The organism is Sulfitobacter sp. NFXS29, from assembly GCF_040148765.1.
GTDB lineage: Bacteria > Pseudomonadota > Alphaproteobacteria > Rhodobacterales > Rhodobacteraceae > Sulfitobacter.
This window is the reverse complement of record NZ_JAGDED010000006.1, coordinates 231478-246860: the sequence shown is the minus strand read 5'-3', so window position 1 is coordinate 246860 and position 15383 is coordinate 231478. Positions and strand designations below refer to the sequence as shown.

Here is a 15383-nt window from a genome sequence, read left to right as displayed (position 1 = left end):
GTTAAGTGCCGTAGCGCCGATGGTACTGCGTCTTAAGACGTGGGAGAGTAGGTCATCGCCAAACCTAATAAGTTCCTGATATTAAGTATCTCTCGACGATGAACAGAATAACAAAACCGCCGCAGCTATAAAGCTGCGGCGGTTTTGTGCTTGGGGGGCGAATGGAGCGTTATCGGCACGTCTCTGTGCCCCCAAACTCACGCACGAACTTTGGCGAAGCGAAAGTTAAGGGCGTTGCGCAAAATCTCAAGAAAAATCTAAATTCTATGTACGAATGCCCTTGCAGCTCTCGCACTATAAGTCTAAACGAAGGGCATTGGCGCGGGATGGAGCAGCCCGGTAGCTCGTCAGGCTCATAACCTGAAGGTCGTAGGTTCAAATCCTACTCCCGCAACCAATAAAATAAGGCCTCTGAGTGTTAGATCGCTCGAGGCCTTTTTTCTTGTGTCCGACTGGTGTCCGGAATCACCAGCGCCTCTGCGAGCCTAACCTGTGACCAGAGACACCCTCCCTCCTTTTTTTGGGGCGAGTTAGCCCTCGACTAGAGTCATGCCGCAGACACTCCGCTCAAGTTTGCAGGAATTCATATGGTTCAAAATGGTGCAGGGTTTCGGCGCTGCTGCCGACCGACAAGGTTTTCTTTTTCCCCGAAGGCAGCGCTTCATGTATCGAGCCATTTGGCGTGACCCATACCATGGCGTTTCCAAAAACTGCCTATCAATGCTCTCCATGAATCGCAGGTTCTCGGCACTCTCGCCCTTTGGCTCATAGTAAAGACTGGACCGCGTCAGCGTTAGTAGGGCCCATTGGCGGCGGACGCTCAGCTGGTGGTCCTTGCTTACCATTTTTGCCTCGGGTCCCGAGAAGTTGGTGCGAGGCATCGGCCAAAAAATCCCGTTCCACCACGAGCTGGCCAATCTTGGAATGCAGCTTGTCAACTTCAGCGGCGTTAATCTATTCCGGTGCCGCACCTGGCGGCCGGCTGGTCGTATTTCACGCCATAGGTCTCGACGAAGAAATCGAAGGCGGCTTCTGCCTCAGCCATTGTCTCAGCCTGCCAGATGTCGTGCAGGCGACCCTTGGCCTTGGATTATACGGATTTCGGCATCGTGTTCTGAACATTGCCGGTTTTGTGGACCCAGCAGCGGTGCTCACGCATACTGCCAAATACCTCGCGCAGCGCCGCCCAGAACCCAAGAGCGCCGTCGCCGATGGCCAGTTCCGGAGCGCGGGTGAGAGACCTCGGCGCCTGAGATCGAGCAGCAGTTCGCGCCAGCTCTGCGTGCTCTCGCGGTAACCGTCGGTGAGGCCGAGTACCTCCTTGCGGCCCCATTCGTCGGCACCGATCAACACCAGAAGCGTTTCTTTTCCTCGACCATACGCGGCTGGAAGTAAACGCCATCGGCCCAGGTGTAGCCGATCCGCCGGGCCCCGAGATCGCGGCGCTGCCAGGGGTCATATTCGTCCCACCACGCAGCCTTGAGCCGCGAGATGGTGTTCGGGGACATCCCTGCTGCGTTCGGCCCCAGGAGCGCGGCGAGTGCCTCCTGAAAATCGCCGGCGGAGATGCCCTTGAGATAAAGCCTGGGCAGCAGTTTCTCGACCGGCTTCGCCTTGCGCAGATAGGGCGGCAGAATGGATGACGTAGACCGAACCTTCTCGATCCCGGCGGCTCGGTGGCGAACCCTGGGCACCCTCACCAGCACCGGACCAGTTCCGGTCATCAACTCGCGTTCGGGCCGATAGCCATGGCACACAACCCGCGACCGGCCATCTTCGGTCGTCTCATCGGTATGGGCAGCAAGCAGAGCTGACAGCTCCGCTTCCACCGCCGGCTCGATCAGGCGACGCGCGCCGGAACACAGGATGTCCGTCAGCGGATCGGGCGAAAAACCCGTTGGATCGGGCAACGGCGTGATGGTAAACTTCATCATGTGGCGTATCCCTTACTCTTCGGAGAATTGAGGGCGCGTGAACACCGCCATGATATGCCGCTCCTCAGGGGCCATCACCAACTTTCAGATATATCTCCTCCCTCAGTGGTTCGACTAAATGATCGAGGGCGTCCTAGAGAGCTACGAGTGCTATTTGCGACCGCTATCAAAGAAGTTGCAGAAAAGCAGGGGCTGACGAAGGTTGAACATCGAAGCTTTCGAGACCGAGGGCTGGCTCGAATGCCCAGCCGTCATCGTAGGGTCCGGCAATATAGACGGCATTCGTTCCCGACAGCGGTTTCTGGACAGGTCTAATAGCTGAACCTGCAGAACAACTCTTCCAACGCGACTCAGCCTCGGAAAACGAGGCTGAGGACCTGTTCAATTGGTTCAGTCGACTTGCGAGAAAGAAGGGACGGCGGCGCCAAAGATAACTTAGGAGTATTTGCGAAAGGGCGACAGTCATGGCTAAAGTAGTTCCAGCCCATTTCTCAGGTGATTGGCGTTTGAATGAGGGAGGCTATTTGCTGGGATCGTGTTCAGTTATCGCACTCTCAGGCAACTCGAACTTCTCGCCTGTTTGCTCCTCATGATTCTCAAATGCCTTGATTAACGCATTTTTAAGTAAGAATGCTGTCTTATGGGTCATCTGTATGCCCACCAAGTCCAAAGTGGAGCCATCCATTTCATCAATTCCAAAAACAATTTTTACCCAATTATCACTGAAACCCATATTAAGTGAATCGGCGGGTAAGTATCTAAATTCTTTCGAACGAGTATTTTTGGGGCTCTTTTCTGGCGCTTCGGATTTCATATCTTATCTCTTTCCCTTCGTTTTCGCTTGTTGAAGGACTCTGGGGTGTTTCCCGCGAGGTGCAAGTGAGCCTCACTTTATTAGCGTAACCTGAACTTACAGTTGTCCATTCTACTGGCTGATGATTGCTTTTTCCTTTGTTAAACTCACGGCATCCTTTGATTTCAAGAAACTGACCATCTCCAGCTGCGAACACAAGGTCACTAAATGTCTCGATTGTCATGTTTCCCGGGCCAGCCAGCCAGCGGGTAACCTGTTCGGGCTTCTTGCCCAGTATTGTCGCGAGCTCTTTTTTAGTAAGCCCACTATTTTCAAACAGGTCCAAAACCAAGCTATGGGCCTTGTTCTTATTCCGAGCGCGAACGTATGCAAGTGTATGCGCGGGGATCTTTTCCCCTTTTTGCGGTTTAGACAGCAATCGCCTGTTCAGTGAAATAGTCATCTAATTTTCCTCCCGTTAGAGGGGGTGTTTCCGGGAACAGTCGGTCCCAATGTGCTAACGCATTCTCGCGCTCGGTGTTCCATCTGCGATCGCCTCGGCCGCCAAGCTCCGCTCGCTTGCGGACCGTGAGTGCAATAAAGATATCCGTTGCGATGAAGGCGCCAAAGACTCTCAGGCCTGGACGGGGGGCCACACTTCTGATTGTCCAGATTCCGTACTTTGCGGGATCCACTCTTGCCATGAATGCATTGTCCCCCTTGTCATAGGGCTCCATACCCACCGGAATCTTATCACCTGTTATGTAGCGATCGAAGTCGGCTTCAAGGAGGCCAAGCCGGTAGGCAAATTCCTCATCTATCCACGTATCCGGGTCCATCTCATCGTTGATCTCCTTCGTAATGAAGAGCGTCCGTTTGCAGGGGTCTCCCGGGAGGGCTGGCGTCCAAGGGACCAGCTCGCCCGCAGTTACCTGCTTTGATAACTTGGTGTGCATTGATTTAAAAGTCAATCGGCTGAGGGTGTTTAAATGGTTCAAATGTGAGTGCTGTGGTATGGCGGTAGCTGATAACGCCGGCGTCAAAATAGCAACCCTTGTGGCATAAACGCTGATGATAAGAGGCACTTGTTAGGCTTCGAACTTTCCCGATTCGTATCGGTCTTACTTATCGCGGCGAAGCTATACAGTGGGAGGGTAGATAAACGTTAAGCGTCTTTAGTCAGCTCTCGATGTCTTGCAAGATAGGGAGCATGTCTATCGTCTAACCGGCTGAGAGTTGCGGTTTCAATGACGCCCAGCTTGGACAGTTCTCGCCATTCAATTCTTGGTGACTTCAAAATACGCCCAGTCTCATCAAAGCTTATGAAGTGGCGGTCAAACGCGATGTCATAATTCGCGGCCAGAGGTAGTCCGTTATATGGGTCGATCCGTTCGGACGTCCTTGCAGTTGCCCATGGTACTATGTGGGACGCCCTGAGCAGTTCGAGCTTTTCGCAACCGGTTACGCAGCATTTGTGACCCCAAAGTTCCAGCAGCTTCGCACGAAATGCAGCCTGTCCAATCCGAATCTTCGTAAGAGTGGCCTGGTCGGTTCCCGCCGCAATGTCGCCCTCTGCGCGGTCGCTGTCAAAATTTCCGGTCACTTTGCCGAGGATAACGTCTGCCGCTTCCGGGGTAAGCTCATATAGATAGCCTTGATTTCCACTGACGCGTTGAGTGTTAAATGCAGAATATTTTTTCTGTGAGCGTTCTACCAGAGTAGGCCACAGAGGACGCAGATCGATCGGGTCAATTTTCTCGTAGTCGAGTTTTGCTTGCCAGCCAATATTAGACCAGTTTGGTGCTTTGCTTTTCCACGAAGGCGGTTTGGGGGCATCCATAGGAAGGCGTTGGACGACAGAGATAGCGCGTATGTGAAGATTTACATAGGATAAGACAATGTCACCTGGGCGCAGCCTTCGCATGTTACTCCAGTAAAACATACAATTACCAGCTTCATTGTGGTGGGGTGCCCAAAGAAAGTTCCCTTGAAACTCTTCTTCAAAAGTCGCGCCTTGCATGACCAGCCAACACTTCATATCCGCGCTCACCTGATATCTCCGTTTCAACCATGACATGAATGAACATTCGTAATATCCCGGTCAAGTTCGTCTGGGACTTCTCTGAATTCTCATTTCGGAACTGAAGGCCAAATTATAGTTCTGTGCCCGAATGCTGAGCGCGCTTAGGTCCGAGAAAAGCTGACCAAGTAGACCATCCCCCTTTTTAGGGTAGGAAAGCGACTGCTTAGGGTCTTGTCGCAAGTATGCAGCTCGCGTTTGCAGAAATAGATGTGGTTCAAAGTGGTTCACGTAGATTTATCCACCGCTTCAAACCAATCAATCGCTTGGACCATGATGGTCATGGTCTTGTTTGCGGCTATGAACCCCGCTGTTTAGTCGACCGGGGTCCCTTGGGCCGATCAGATGCCTCGAAAAGTCTTGTCTATTCTATTTGGCTGGCTCAGCAACGGCAGCGTGCCTCGTGATGATGTCCTGAACATGGCCTGGCTTGAACGCCACATCCCACTCCCAGCGTCCGAAGCCTCCAGACGCATTGATCGCTTTGACCCATTCGTTCAATGCGTCTCGTTTGGCCTTATTCTGCGGGCTGTCGGTCCCTTTGATCTCAAGGGCCAGCAGCTTGCCACCCGATAGACGAACGAGGAAGTCTGGGACGTACCGCCGCCGAGAGCCCGCCCACATGTAATAGACTTGGAAGCCGAGATGGTCGTTCTTAACATAAGCTTCCACGTCATCCCGGGTCTCAAAGATATTCGCGGCATGGCCCTCCCAGGATGAATCTCCGACCAGATGGCTAATGTGAGACTTGGCTGAGGGGAAGCATGGCTTAGACGTATACCACGTTCGCATCTGACTGGTTGCGCCGATAGGGTTTTCCTCGTCGAAAACAGGTGTCAGGCGCTCCGCGTTTTGCTCGGTCACGTTGCTCAGAACATTCTGGACCACTAGGTCAATGTTCAGTGCGATGAGGATCCGTCGGCGGAGCGGGTCGGAGTGAAACAAGGATGGGATTTCGAGGCGGTCGGATTGCAGAAACGTTTCGACGATCCTGACCAACTGCGCAGCTAGGTATTCAGGCACCCCGGAGAAGCCGTGACTCAACTCTGCAAACGCCTTCCGGGCAGCCTGAAAGACGAGACGCTGCAACCGGAAGCCATCCGGCAGCTTTTCGAGATCGATCGCGGTGACCTTGCCCATATCTGTCGCGCCGCCGAGGGCCGGAGCAAGCTCCGCACTGATCGGCGTGCTGGCGGGGTCAAGCACTAGAGGTGGCACCTTGTCCCACGCAACGGTCAGTTGCGGTTTCACGACGGTTTCCACGCGCAAGACGTTCGGCCACTTGATCTCTAGATGCGCCCGATCCGGAATAACCTCGATCTGCGTTGTCGGCTTTGGCGGCGGGGGCGGGTCGCCTCCTTCTCCAGTCTCTGAGATGGAAAGCGGTACGCCGAACACGTTGACGTACTCGGGCAAGAACAGTCCGTTCTCGTCGGTGTCGTAAGAAACCCGGCGCAGGCCCCGTCCAACGACCTGCTCGCACAGCAATTGCGACGTGAATGCCCTTAAGCCCATGATATGTGTAACGTTTTTGGCGTCCCATCCCTCGGAGAGCATTGCGACCGAGATAACGTTTTGCAAATCCTGCCCAGCGGCCCCGCGCTTGCCCACATTGTCCACAATCTCACGTAGCAGTTCTTCTTTTTTCAACGAAAGGAATCGCTGCTTCCGAGTATCGGGGATGTCGGCGGCTTCGATGATTTCCTTTAACTGCGCCTCGTAATCCTTGTCCGATGTCGCTGTCTCGCCAATCTCGGCCTTGTCGAGCACTTTTGAATCCACCCGCAGGGTCCGAGCGATTGCGTGTAGTTCCGGCCAGTGGGCATCACCCTTGTTGAAATAGTTCTCGATGCGGGCAGCTGTTTCCGTGCGGTTGCAGACTGTCAGCATTACGGGTGGTGAATGATGGCCCACATCCCGCCACTGCCGCTGCGTTTCACGCCAGTCGGCGCCGAGAAGCGTGTAGGCGTCCTGAACCAGCTTCGGCAGGGCCTCGTGCGGCTCTGCCTTTGCCCGGTTGAGATCTTCATAGACCGATGGATCACGGTAGATATGGTAAAGCTTCGACCGCAGCGTCTTGGCGTCCGGCAGGGCATCATCCCGAACAACCACACGCGGCGTCTTTACCAACCCGGCCTCGATCGCGTCATTCAGGCCGAAGTCCGAGATGATCCAGTCGAAGAGCGCCGTGTCGGTGCTTTTCTTGCCGGTGGGCGCGAAGGGCGTGGCCGACAGGTCGAAGCAGCGCTGGATCCGCCGGGTCTTGTGGATGCGGTCCAACCCCTCAATCCAACGGGTCGCCTCGTCCAGGTCTATGCCCTGTTCGGCGGCCTGCTTCTTGCTGATCTTCACCTCGGGCGGCTTGCGATAGGCGTGGTGCGCCTCATCATTGATGACTATTATGTCCTTGTGGGTGGCCAGCTTGCCCAGCACTCGCCGCGTGTAGGCTTCGTCGGATTCGCGTCCCTTCTTAACGACCGAGCGATCCGCTTCCTTCAGCGGCATCAGCGAATGCCAGTTGTCGATCAGCACTTCGGCCTGGTTCAGCTTGGCTCGCAGCGCCTCGGACGGGCACAGATTGAACTCATCGTAGTAGCTGCCCTCGCTTGGCAGCAGCACCTGCAACCGTTCTTTAACGGTCAACCCTGGAGCCACAATGAATACGGCTCGGCTGAAATCCTTGTTCCGCTTCGGATAGGTCAGCGCGTTCAGCACCTGCCATGTGATGATCATCGCCATCACCGTGGTCTTGCCCGCGCCCGTGGCCATCTTGTTGCACAGGCGGTCCCACGTCCCGCCATCGCCGGGGATCGCTATACCCTGCTTGAACGCTTCGGCCCCTTCGACCCACCAGATCAGCGTCTCGATGGCCTCCAGCTGGCAAAAGTAGAACGGGTACTGCCGCGCGTCGCGGTCATGCCAGTGCTCCAGCAGTTTGCGGGTGACGATCGTCACGCCGGGCCAGCCCGCCTCGCGCCAGGCGTCGACGCGGGTGCGGATGGTGTTCACCAGTTCCAGCACCTCGGTCCGCTTGGTGTTATTACGCGCGTCGAAGACCTCATAGCTTGCCGGACGCCGCTCGGGCTTGATCTCCAGCTTGCCGCCCTTAGCCTCCACCCAATGCTGGGCGGGGCAGACGAAGGGTGTATTGATGATGAGGGACATGGGCTTACCCCTCCAGCGGCATGATCTTGAGGGACTCGATCCCGCGATCATCGACGATCTTCACCGCGATCCGCATGTTGTCGCCCGCATCGAAGGGCAGCGACACGGTGCCGTGGAACTGCTCCAGCAGGTCCTCGTCCAACTCCGCGCGGATCGTCTTGCGCAGACGGTTCCAGCCGCCCTTGGCGTCGGCCATGGGAAAAAACACCTGATGCGGCATTAACGATCGCTGGTCGTAATCCACGTCCAGTGACCACATGGCGATCTGGTTTTTGCCACCAGACATCAGATCGCCGGCCTTTGGGTCGAAATAATCAAAGCCGTTGACCTCAACCTCCCACATCCCGTCAGCGCGTTTGCGCAACTCCACGTCCGGCTGGCCCATCAGCCAGAAGGACTGGTTTGACGATCTCTTTTTCTTTAAATCCTCGGTTAGCAGGTCGGTGTTCATCTGCGCCTTCAGCAGTGTAACGCCAGGCCAGTTTACCTCGTCGATGTCCTTCGCGGCTTCAGGGTCGAAAGTGAAGGCGCAGAACAGGATAAACTTCGGCGACGGGCGCAGGGATTCGGCCTCGGTCAGGGCAAGTTCCACTTGGCGCTGTTCGAGGCTCGCGTGTTCGGGGCCGAAGCTGACTACCACACGTTCTCCGGTGTCGGCCAGAGATCCGCTGGCATGGATGTATTTTAGGCCCGGCAGGGTCTCGAACTCGGCAAAACGCAGCATCGCGCCGCCCTTGCCGCGCACGCCTGTTTTTAGCAGTTCGTCGCGCCAGAGCGACTGGCGCGAAGTTTCGCCGCTGCGGGCGATGGTCTCATCCGCCTCCTGCGTTGGCAGGCTTTCGTCGAGGGACAGGACGGTAGGGGCCGGGACCGCTTCGACCGAAAACGGGCCGGTGATCCGCAGGCGATTCTTGTCGATGCGAGGCTTGTCATACAGCGTTTCCTGGTCGGCGTGATCGGCGATGCTTTGATCCATGCGTCGCTGCATCACCTGTCGGGATTGGTGGAACTCTTCAAATGGTTGCTTGACCGCTGCTGGCCATCCCTGAGGCAGGTCAAAGGGCACCTCCCATTCGTGCAAAGTCTCACCCTTGGCGAAGTCAACCGGTTTGCCCTTGCGCACGCCTTGGCTCGGCTTGATCGGTTTGGGCGGTGTGGCGGTCAACGCGGCGTTGAGGGCGTCGAGTGCGGCCGTGACCTTGGGGTAATCCTCGGCATGGATCGTGTCGATGTCGGGGTTGTTGGCGATGCTTTTTAGCGTGATATGCGGCACGGTTGTATAATCGAACCCGCCGTTCAGCCCTTCATGCGGATAGCGCAAGGCGTAAAAGTCGAAACTGGCAGTCATCAACCTCTGCTTGGCCAGCGTAATCGCTACGCGCGAGGTGTCGCAGGTGACCCAGCGCCGCCCCCATTTTTCCGCAACGAAGGCGGTGGTGCCAGAGCCGCAGGTCGGATCGAGCACCAGATCGCCGGGGTCGGTGGTCATGAGAAGGCAGCGTTCGATTACTTTGTTCGCAGTCTGAACGACATACGCCTTTTCCCCGCCAAACTGGTTTTGGCCGACCGTGTCAGTCCATAGGTTGTTCATTGGGTAAGCAGGGAAATCATTCAGATATCGGACATAGCTCAGCCTCTGCCCGCTTGTAGCTTCGATCCGACCTGCTTTGACGAGGCGCGGCATCCCTACTTCACCGGTTTTCCAATAACCTTTCACTGGTACGAAGTCGTTACCACGAAACGGGACAGGGAAATCGCCTGGTGGTCGCTGGCTTGTCATATTGTCGGTGAACAAAACACGACTTTCTTCCGGCAAGTCTAGCTCACCAGATTTCTCTTTCGCGGTCTTGGTGCGGATTTGTCCGGTCGGTAAGCGCAGCTTCGTATATCCTGTTGCGCCAGTTTCGCCTGCAATTTTTGGGAAATACAACTGATGGTACTTCATATTTGAAGCATCTTTGGCATACCAAACGAGGATGTCAGCGATTGAGGCCAAGCCTTCTGACGTCGCACTTGTTGTTTTGGCTACCGTTATCATCCCTACGAAGTTCTCAGTGCCCATGACTTCGTCCATCAATTCGCGGACGTGATGCAAGTTCTCATCCGAAATCTGGACGAACACCGAGCCGCTTTCGGCTAGCAACTCTCTCGCCAGCATAAGCCGGTCGCGCAGATAGGTGAGGTAGGAATGGATGCCCAGCTCCCAAGTGTCGCGAAATGCCTTGATCATTTCGGGCTCTTGGGTCAGGTCGGCGTCTGACCGGTCCTTCACCTCGCGCTTGTTGGTAAAGGGCTGAAAGTTCGACCCGTATTTGATGCCATAGGGCGGGTCGATATAGATCATCTGCACCTTGCCGCCCATGCTCTCCTTGGTCAGCAGCGAGTTCATCACCAGCAGGCTGTCCCCCGCCACCAGCCGGTTCGACCAGCCCTTTTCGTGGTGGTAGAAATCCAGCGCCTGGCGCAGCGGCAGGTTCTCGAACGGCGCAGCGAACAAGTCCGGCTGCCGCCACTGGCTGGGCGCATCCTTGCCCTTCAGCCGCTTGGCCGCATTCGCCAGGATCGTCGCCGGATCCACCCGTTCATGCACGTGCAGGGATACAGTATCGACATCAAAGCTCGTCTTCTCCGCCTTGCCCGTCCAGTTCAGATAGGGCTGCTGCAGTCGCTTGAGTTCCACCAGCGCGTCCTTCATCCGCTGGGGATCGTCGCTGTCCAGCGCGTCGTCAATCAGCGTCTCGATCCTGCCCCGCGCGGAATCGAAGTTCAGCACCGGATCCAAATGTGGATCATAGGTCCAGGTCGTCTTGTCTCCGTCCGGATCGGTGCCCGCATGAACCATCCCTACCTCGGGGTTGTTCACCCGGGTCTCGCCATGCCGGTAGCTGACCACCTGCATCGGGTCATCCGAATTACAGGTGGTTTTCCTGCGCGCCGTGGTGGAGGGCCGGGCTTCTTTCATCTCCGGTTCCGTCAGCTTTAAATCGGCCACATCCGCGCGATAGATCGACCCACCCCGGCCACGGCCTTTAGCCATTATGCCGCCCTCAATTAGGTCATCTCGCGCGGCTGTATACGCCTCGTCCGTCAGGCTCGGCAGATGCTCGCGCAGCAGCGCCATCATTGCACCATTGCCAATGGAAGACCCGTCTTCGGGCGTCAGAGAGAGGATCAGGTCTGTCAGGCTATCGGACATAGGTAGATCACCAGTACTTGCGAAAAGAGCTTATCCTGTGACCCTATAGCGCGATTTTAGGTATTGCACGTCCGATTCCACCAGGGCGTGTACCTTATCGTTTTCAGCGACTAAATACCTTAGCTGACAGAACGTAGCCTGAGCGTTGCACGGTATGCTCGTTTTTGGAGGTCCGCTCCAGCGATTTTACTACCCATTATAGCTCTGATATTTCAGGTTGCGATCGTAGAGCTAACACCAATTCTGTACGTTAGTACTGGACGCCTCCCCTGTTAGATAGATGGCTGCGGACAGTAACGTGCTCGCCCAACCCAAACATTTTGGTCTTCATGTGAAGAAAGTGCTGATACCAATGCCGTTAAGTGTGCCCGTCGTAAACCCGCCGCGTAGATAGTTCACCGTTGTAAATCCTCGCTTAAACGATGTCCTTGCCCCATTTTTTCAGCAACACGCTTAAGTTGTACTAAGGGTATGTCCACGAGCAAGTCATGGTTCGGATCTAGCTGGCTATTATTGACGCATAGGTAGTAGTCTATCATTCGCTCGACTTCATCCTCAGGCCACGGGTCCTCTACAAATTCATTGGCATCCTTCTGGCCTTCCGCATCGGTTGCAGCTCGGCCTCCCCTGCCTTCGTTGGGGTCGTCCTCAGGAGGAAAGGCGGTTCCTGGAGCGGGAGAAACTAACCAGTGATTGGGGTTTACACAGAAAGCAGTGCCGCATCCGCTAGTAGCAATAAAATGGCCGCTGGGCTGATTGATCAGTTCGATTAAGAATCTGTGAACATAAACATCCTTCTTATTGTGCCTCATGATAGCCCTCGGAGGTTGGACACTGGGTGCCATGAAGGGCATCATGTTCCAGTCTCTATGCATTCTAATTATAGGTTTCTGACGCCTCCGTTTGCCGGTCCAAACTAGACACTTATCTGGAAGCGTTGACTTGTCGGTCTTTCCCAATATTATTTCGTATATTTCCGGACAGTCAGTTTTATCCGAGATGCGTTTCGCGATTATTTCTAGTCTCATAGGCGATAATTACCTTTTGGTGGATGTAAGTTTGCTCGAGTGGTGGCCAGGGTGTCTCTTTTGGGGATACCCAAGGCTTTGCGGGGATAGAAAACGGGGCACCCGTATCCTTCATTTATTTCTCCTTATTAATTATTATTTCACTGAAATGAAAAAGTCTGAAATGAAGAAAAGAGAATAGACAGTTACCCCGCTTTTCGAAGATCCAGGGGGGTATAAAGTCAGGCGAGAAGACCCTGGGAATCGCAGTTATACCTTTGGAATCGGCGTCGCTAACGCATGTCATGTGGGGCATGCTGGATCCCCTCCAAAAGTGGTGGTGGGCTGTGTTTCATTGGCCTCGAGCCAGGTCTCCAGGGCATCTCGGCGGTACAGGACCGTCCTTCCTACTTTGCAACGGGCTGGGCCGACACGCAGCGCGTGCCAGCGGCTTAAAGTGCGCTGAGAGACGCCGAGTAGCTCGGCGACGGCGGTGGGCTTAAGGTGGGTGTGTGAGTTCGGCATCTAAGTCTCTTTTGTTTCCTTGTATGGGGTTTTTTAGCCTCGAGTGACGTCGGGCGCTGGCGAATGAATTGCTAGGGCTGGGTCTATACGTCGCCAATCGTCCCACCGGTCGCTCCTTCACCGCAAGTCGAGGTCGAATGTGATCTATGCGAACCTTAAGGCTTTTAGGGAGGGTGCATTAAGAAAGACTTAAGGCGCTGGGTGAATGATAAACCCTGCTATTTCCGGTCCCGGCAGCCCGCGCATGCTTGAAAATGCTGCGCTCAAGATAATGCTGCGCTCAAGTCCGAAAGCTGGTGCTTGCGGTGGCGAGAGTTTGAGCGCAGCATTAACTGGGGTAACCGGATTATCCAATTGATCGCATGGTGCTATCAAGCGGCCGCCGTTTGCACCGCGAACGGCGTAGTGCGGGGCTGTTCGGCTCGCTCTCTTGCCTTATCTGGCTGTATTGGCCCGCCGGTACTCCTCTTGTCAGAGCATTGCGTCCTTGGGAGGCCAAGCCCTGACATCGAACTCTTTCAGGGACGAAAGATAGTTTGTGATTGTCGCTATGCCGCGAAAATCATCAACTTCACCGTTTTCCCAGAGCTCTGGAACCTCGCTTACTATTGCGAAAAGTTCGATTGGATCTTGGGGTGGATCGCCGTAAGCATACCAGGCTGTCAGCCAGGCATACAGTCGGGGGCCCATTTTCGGAGGCTGCCCTCCGTTCTGGCCGGTTAGCTTGAGTACGCGGTTTACTTGGCTAGTATTCATGGTGATGTCGATCAACGCCCGTTCGTTCTCATTGTCGATGAGGTGGATACCCAGTTCATGCCCCACAGGGCAGCGTAAGCAATAATTGCTCCACTCGGTTGCTGTTATCGGCGTTTTTTTATTCCCCGTTCGTTGGAAAGGGTCGACAAGGTCCAGCCAACCTAAATAGCTTTTGCTCTGGATGCTGCCTTGAAGCAAGGCATCTACCACAGCTTCAAACTGAGATTGGCTCAAGTGAAAAAAGAGCCAAGTTAACGATATATTCCTTGATGCATCGATCGGCCTTGTGAGTTTAGCGCGTGCCGCCAATTGATCGTTGTAGTCTTCATTGCTTTTTGACGAAACATTCATTCTTTTCTCTCCAAGTTGGCTGAGCATGAATTGCTCGACTTGGTGATTGCATTGTTCATTCAGCGGTAAAAGTCAGATTGCACTGTAATCAAAGCATTGTAATAGAATAAATATTTCAAGACACTATTACAGTGCAATGTAGCAAAAAATCATTTTCCAAGGAAATTGGAGGCCATCTTGTTTGCGGCATTCCTCAATGGATCATCCATGAGGTGGGCATATCGCATCGTGGTCTGGTGTTGCGAATGACCCAAAAGCTTCCCGATGGTTTCAAGTGTTTCGCCACTGGACACCAGTATCGACGCGAAGGAGTGGCGCAAATCGTGAACTCTCAAATCATGCATGCCAGTTTCAGACCTGAGCCAACGCCACGGGCGATTGATATCTGGGAGATGGCCGCCGGTCGAGGTGGGGAACAGAAAGTTTCCTTCCGCTGCGTCGCGCATCGCCTGTAGGAGGATCAATGCCTCATTAGACATAGGGATCCTTTTGGCCTTCCTGTCTTTGCTCTTGTGGGCAGGCCGATTCCATATGCCGAGGCCGAGGTCGAGATCTTGCCACTCTAGGCTGAGGACTTCACCGCGCCTGGCACCGGTCAGGATTAGCAACCGAATTGCATCTGCAGCCTTCCGGTTTGGCATCTTGTCCAGTGCAGCGAAAACGAGTTCATATTCGCTCTTGGACAAGTACTTCTCCCGTGAGTGCTCTGCGTTTCGCCGGAAACCATCTGCAGGGTTCTTTTCGATCCAAGCCCACCTAATCGCAAGGTTGAGGGCCTTTCTGAGGACCTCTAGGACACGGTTGGCGCGGGTAGGGGTGGTAACGCTGATCTTGGCGTGAAGTTGGTCGATCTGGCGGCTCGTGAGCTCTCGGACCGCCACCGTGCGCAACTCAGGCAGGATGTATGTCTTCCACATCCCCCTTTGATCCGTCTGGCTTCTGGCAGAAAGAGTTGGAAGGTGAACCTTCTCGTATTCATCCCACAGATCGGCAATAGTTGGGGCCTCACGCCGCTCATTCCGCTCCTCTAACGGGTCTGCACCCTGATCGATTAGTCTCCGCAGGGCTGCGGCCTTTTCACGTGCTGCAGCTGCTGTCCAGGCCGGGGACTTGCCGATCGTGTACCTGCGTTCTTTCCTGTTGATGTGATAGTTCAAGATGAAAGCTTTGGTCCCAGTCTTGGTGATCCTCAATCCAAATCCTGGGGTCTGGCTGTCATAATAGATCTTGTTGCCCGTCTCTGGGGCGATAGCTTTTTTGACAAATGTCTCATTGATCTTATGCATGTTGTGTCCGTACTGTGTCCGGCAAAGTGTCGGAAATTAGTGACACACGGTGTCTCTCAATGTCAATGTAACCTGTAGACATTACACTGTAATGTTTAGGTAATGATAAGTTTTACAGTTGAACGCGAATGTATGGCACGCAGGCTCATAACCTGAAGGTCGTAGATTCAAATCCTACTCCCGCAACCGGACTACCCAATAGATGTAGCCCTCTGACGCCCTGTAGGGCGCGCTCTCGCTGGCGTTGGAGTGGGCATGTCCCTCCCACCCAGCGGACTATATCCCTCACG

11 protein-coding genes, 1 tRNA gene and 1 pseudogene are annotated in these 15383 nt (G+C 54.7%); 1 reads left to right on the top strand and 12 read right to left on the bottom strand.

The genetic code is table 11. From position 1 onward, the window contains the following. The first annotated feature begins 320 nt into the window (after nucleotides 1–320). Nucleotides 321–397: transfer RNA gene (locus J3456_RS11965), tRNA-Met, on the top strand. Between the two features lie 170 nt (nucleotides 398–567). On the opposite strand, the gene J3456_RS11960 is transcribed toward J3456_RS11965, so the two are convergent. The 12 genes and pseudogenes from J3456_RS11960 to J3456_RS11905 all read right to left on the bottom strand — a co-directional run bounded on the left by J3456_RS11960 (nucleotide 568) and on the right by J3456_RS11905 (nucleotide 15093). Beyond that, nucleotides 568–696 carry a hypothetical protein gene (locus tag J3456_RS11960; RefSeq protein WP_349580442.1) on the bottom strand — a complete coding sequence of 43 codons (129 nt, stop codon included), beginning with the start codon at nucleotides 694–696 and terminating at the stop codon, nucleotides 568–570. A 274-nt stretch (nucleotides 697–970) separates the two neighbouring features. Then, nucleotides 971–1934, bottom strand: a pseudogene (locus tag J3456_RS11955) (IS256 family transposase); the annotation flags it as partial. Between the two features lie 520 nt (nucleotides 1935–2454). Further along, nucleotides 2455–2748: a hypothetical protein gene (locus J3456_RS11950; protein WP_349580441.1), complete on the bottom strand. Its 294-nt coding sequence runs from the start codon at nucleotides 2746–2748 to the stop codon at nucleotides 2455–2457. Beyond that, complete coding sequence (locus J3456_RS11945; protein ID WP_349580440.1) at nucleotides 2693–3190, bottom strand: hypothetical protein; 498 nt, start codon at nucleotides 3188–3190, stop codon at nucleotides 2693–2695. The genes J3456_RS11950 and J3456_RS11945 overlap by 56 nt, the downstream gene beginning before the upstream one ends. Then, on the bottom strand, nucleotides 3156–3566 hold the full coding sequence (locus J3456_RS11940) for a hypothetical protein (protein WP_349580439.1): 411 nt from the start codon (nucleotides 3564–3566) through the stop codon (nucleotides 3156–3158). The genes J3456_RS11945 and J3456_RS11940 overlap by 35 nt, the downstream gene beginning before the upstream one ends. Nucleotides 3567–3892: 326 nt before the next feature. Further along, nucleotides 3893–4777 (bottom strand): HNH endonuclease, encoded by an 885-nt coding sequence (locus tag J3456_RS11935; RefSeq protein WP_349580438.1) that lies wholly within the window; start codon nucleotides 4775–4777, stop codon nucleotides 3893–3895. A gap of 399 nt (nucleotides 4778–5176) precedes the next feature. Continuing rightward, nucleotides 5177–7972, bottom strand: a complete 2796-nt coding sequence (locus tag J3456_RS11930; RefSeq protein ID WP_349580437.1) for a BPTD_3080 family restriction endonuclease — start codon at nucleotides 7970–7972, stop codon at nucleotides 5177–5179. 4 nt (nucleotides 7973–7976) lie between these two features. Continuing rightward, on the bottom strand, nucleotides 7977–11168 hold the full coding sequence (locus J3456_RS11925) for a site-specific DNA-methyltransferase (protein ID WP_349580436.1): 3192 nt from the start codon (nucleotides 11166–11168) through the stop codon (nucleotides 7977–7979). 395 nt (nucleotides 11169–11563) lie between these two features. Beyond that, a complete protein-coding gene (locus J3456_RS11920) occupies nucleotides 11564–11980 on the bottom strand; it encodes a hypothetical protein (RefSeq protein WP_349580435.1) in 417 nt (138 codons plus the stop codon). 498 nt (nucleotides 11981–12478) lie between these two features. Next, on the bottom strand, nucleotides 12479–12700 hold the full coding sequence (locus J3456_RS11915) for a helix-turn-helix domain-containing protein (RefSeq protein WP_349580434.1): 222 nt from the start codon (nucleotides 12698–12700) through the stop codon (nucleotides 12479–12481). A gap of 471 nt (nucleotides 12701–13171) precedes the next feature. Next, complete coding sequence (locus J3456_RS11910; RefSeq protein ID WP_349580433.1) at nucleotides 13172–13834, bottom strand: hypothetical protein; 663 nt, start codon at nucleotides 13832–13834, stop codon at nucleotides 13172–13174. A 122-nt stretch (nucleotides 13835–13956) separates the two neighbouring features. Then, nucleotides 13957–15093, bottom strand: coding sequence for a tyrosine-type recombinase/integrase (locus J3456_RS11905; protein WP_349580432.1), 1137 nt, complete (start codon nucleotides 15091–15093; stop codon nucleotides 13957–13959). Nucleotides 15094–15383 lie beyond the last annotated feature (290 nt).

Coding starts and splice junctions, on each gene's coding strand:
- J3456_RS11960 (WP_349580442.1), bottom strand. CDS start 696: ATGGTATGGGTCACGCCAAATGGCTCGATACATGAAGCGCTGCCTTCG.
- J3456_RS11950 (WP_349580441.1), bottom strand. CDS start 2,748: ATGAAATCCGAAGCGCCAGAAAAGAGCCCCAAAAATACTCGTTCGAAA.
- J3456_RS11945 (WP_349580440.1), bottom strand. CDS start 3,190: ATGACTATTTCACTGAACAGGCGATTGCTGTCTAAACCGCAAAAAGGG.
- J3456_RS11940 (WP_349580439.1), bottom strand. CDS start 3,566: ATGGACCCGGATACGTGGATAGATGAGGAATTTGCCTACCGGCTTGGC.
- J3456_RS11930 (WP_349580437.1), bottom strand. CDS start 7,972: ATGTCCCTCATCATCAATACACCCTTCGTCTGCCCCGCCCAGCATTGG.
- J3456_RS11925 (WP_349580436.1), bottom strand. CDS start 11,168: ATGTCCGATAGCCTGACAGACCTGATCCTCTCTCTGACGCCCGAAGAC.
- J3456_RS11920 (WP_349580435.1), bottom strand. CDS start 11,980: ATGAGGCACAATAAGAAGGATGTTTATGTTCACAGATTCTTAATCGAA.
- J3456_RS11915 (WP_349580434.1), bottom strand. CDS start 12,700: ATGCCGAACTCACACACCCACCTTAAGCCCACCGCCGTCGCCGAGCTA.
- J3456_RS11910 (WP_349580433.1), bottom strand. CDS start 13,834: ATGCTCAGCCAACTTGGAGAGAAAAGAATGAATGTTTCGTCAAAAAGC.
- J3456_RS11905 (WP_349580432.1), bottom strand. CDS start 15,093: ATGCATAAGATCAATGAGACATTTGTCAAAAAAGCTATCGCCCCAGAG.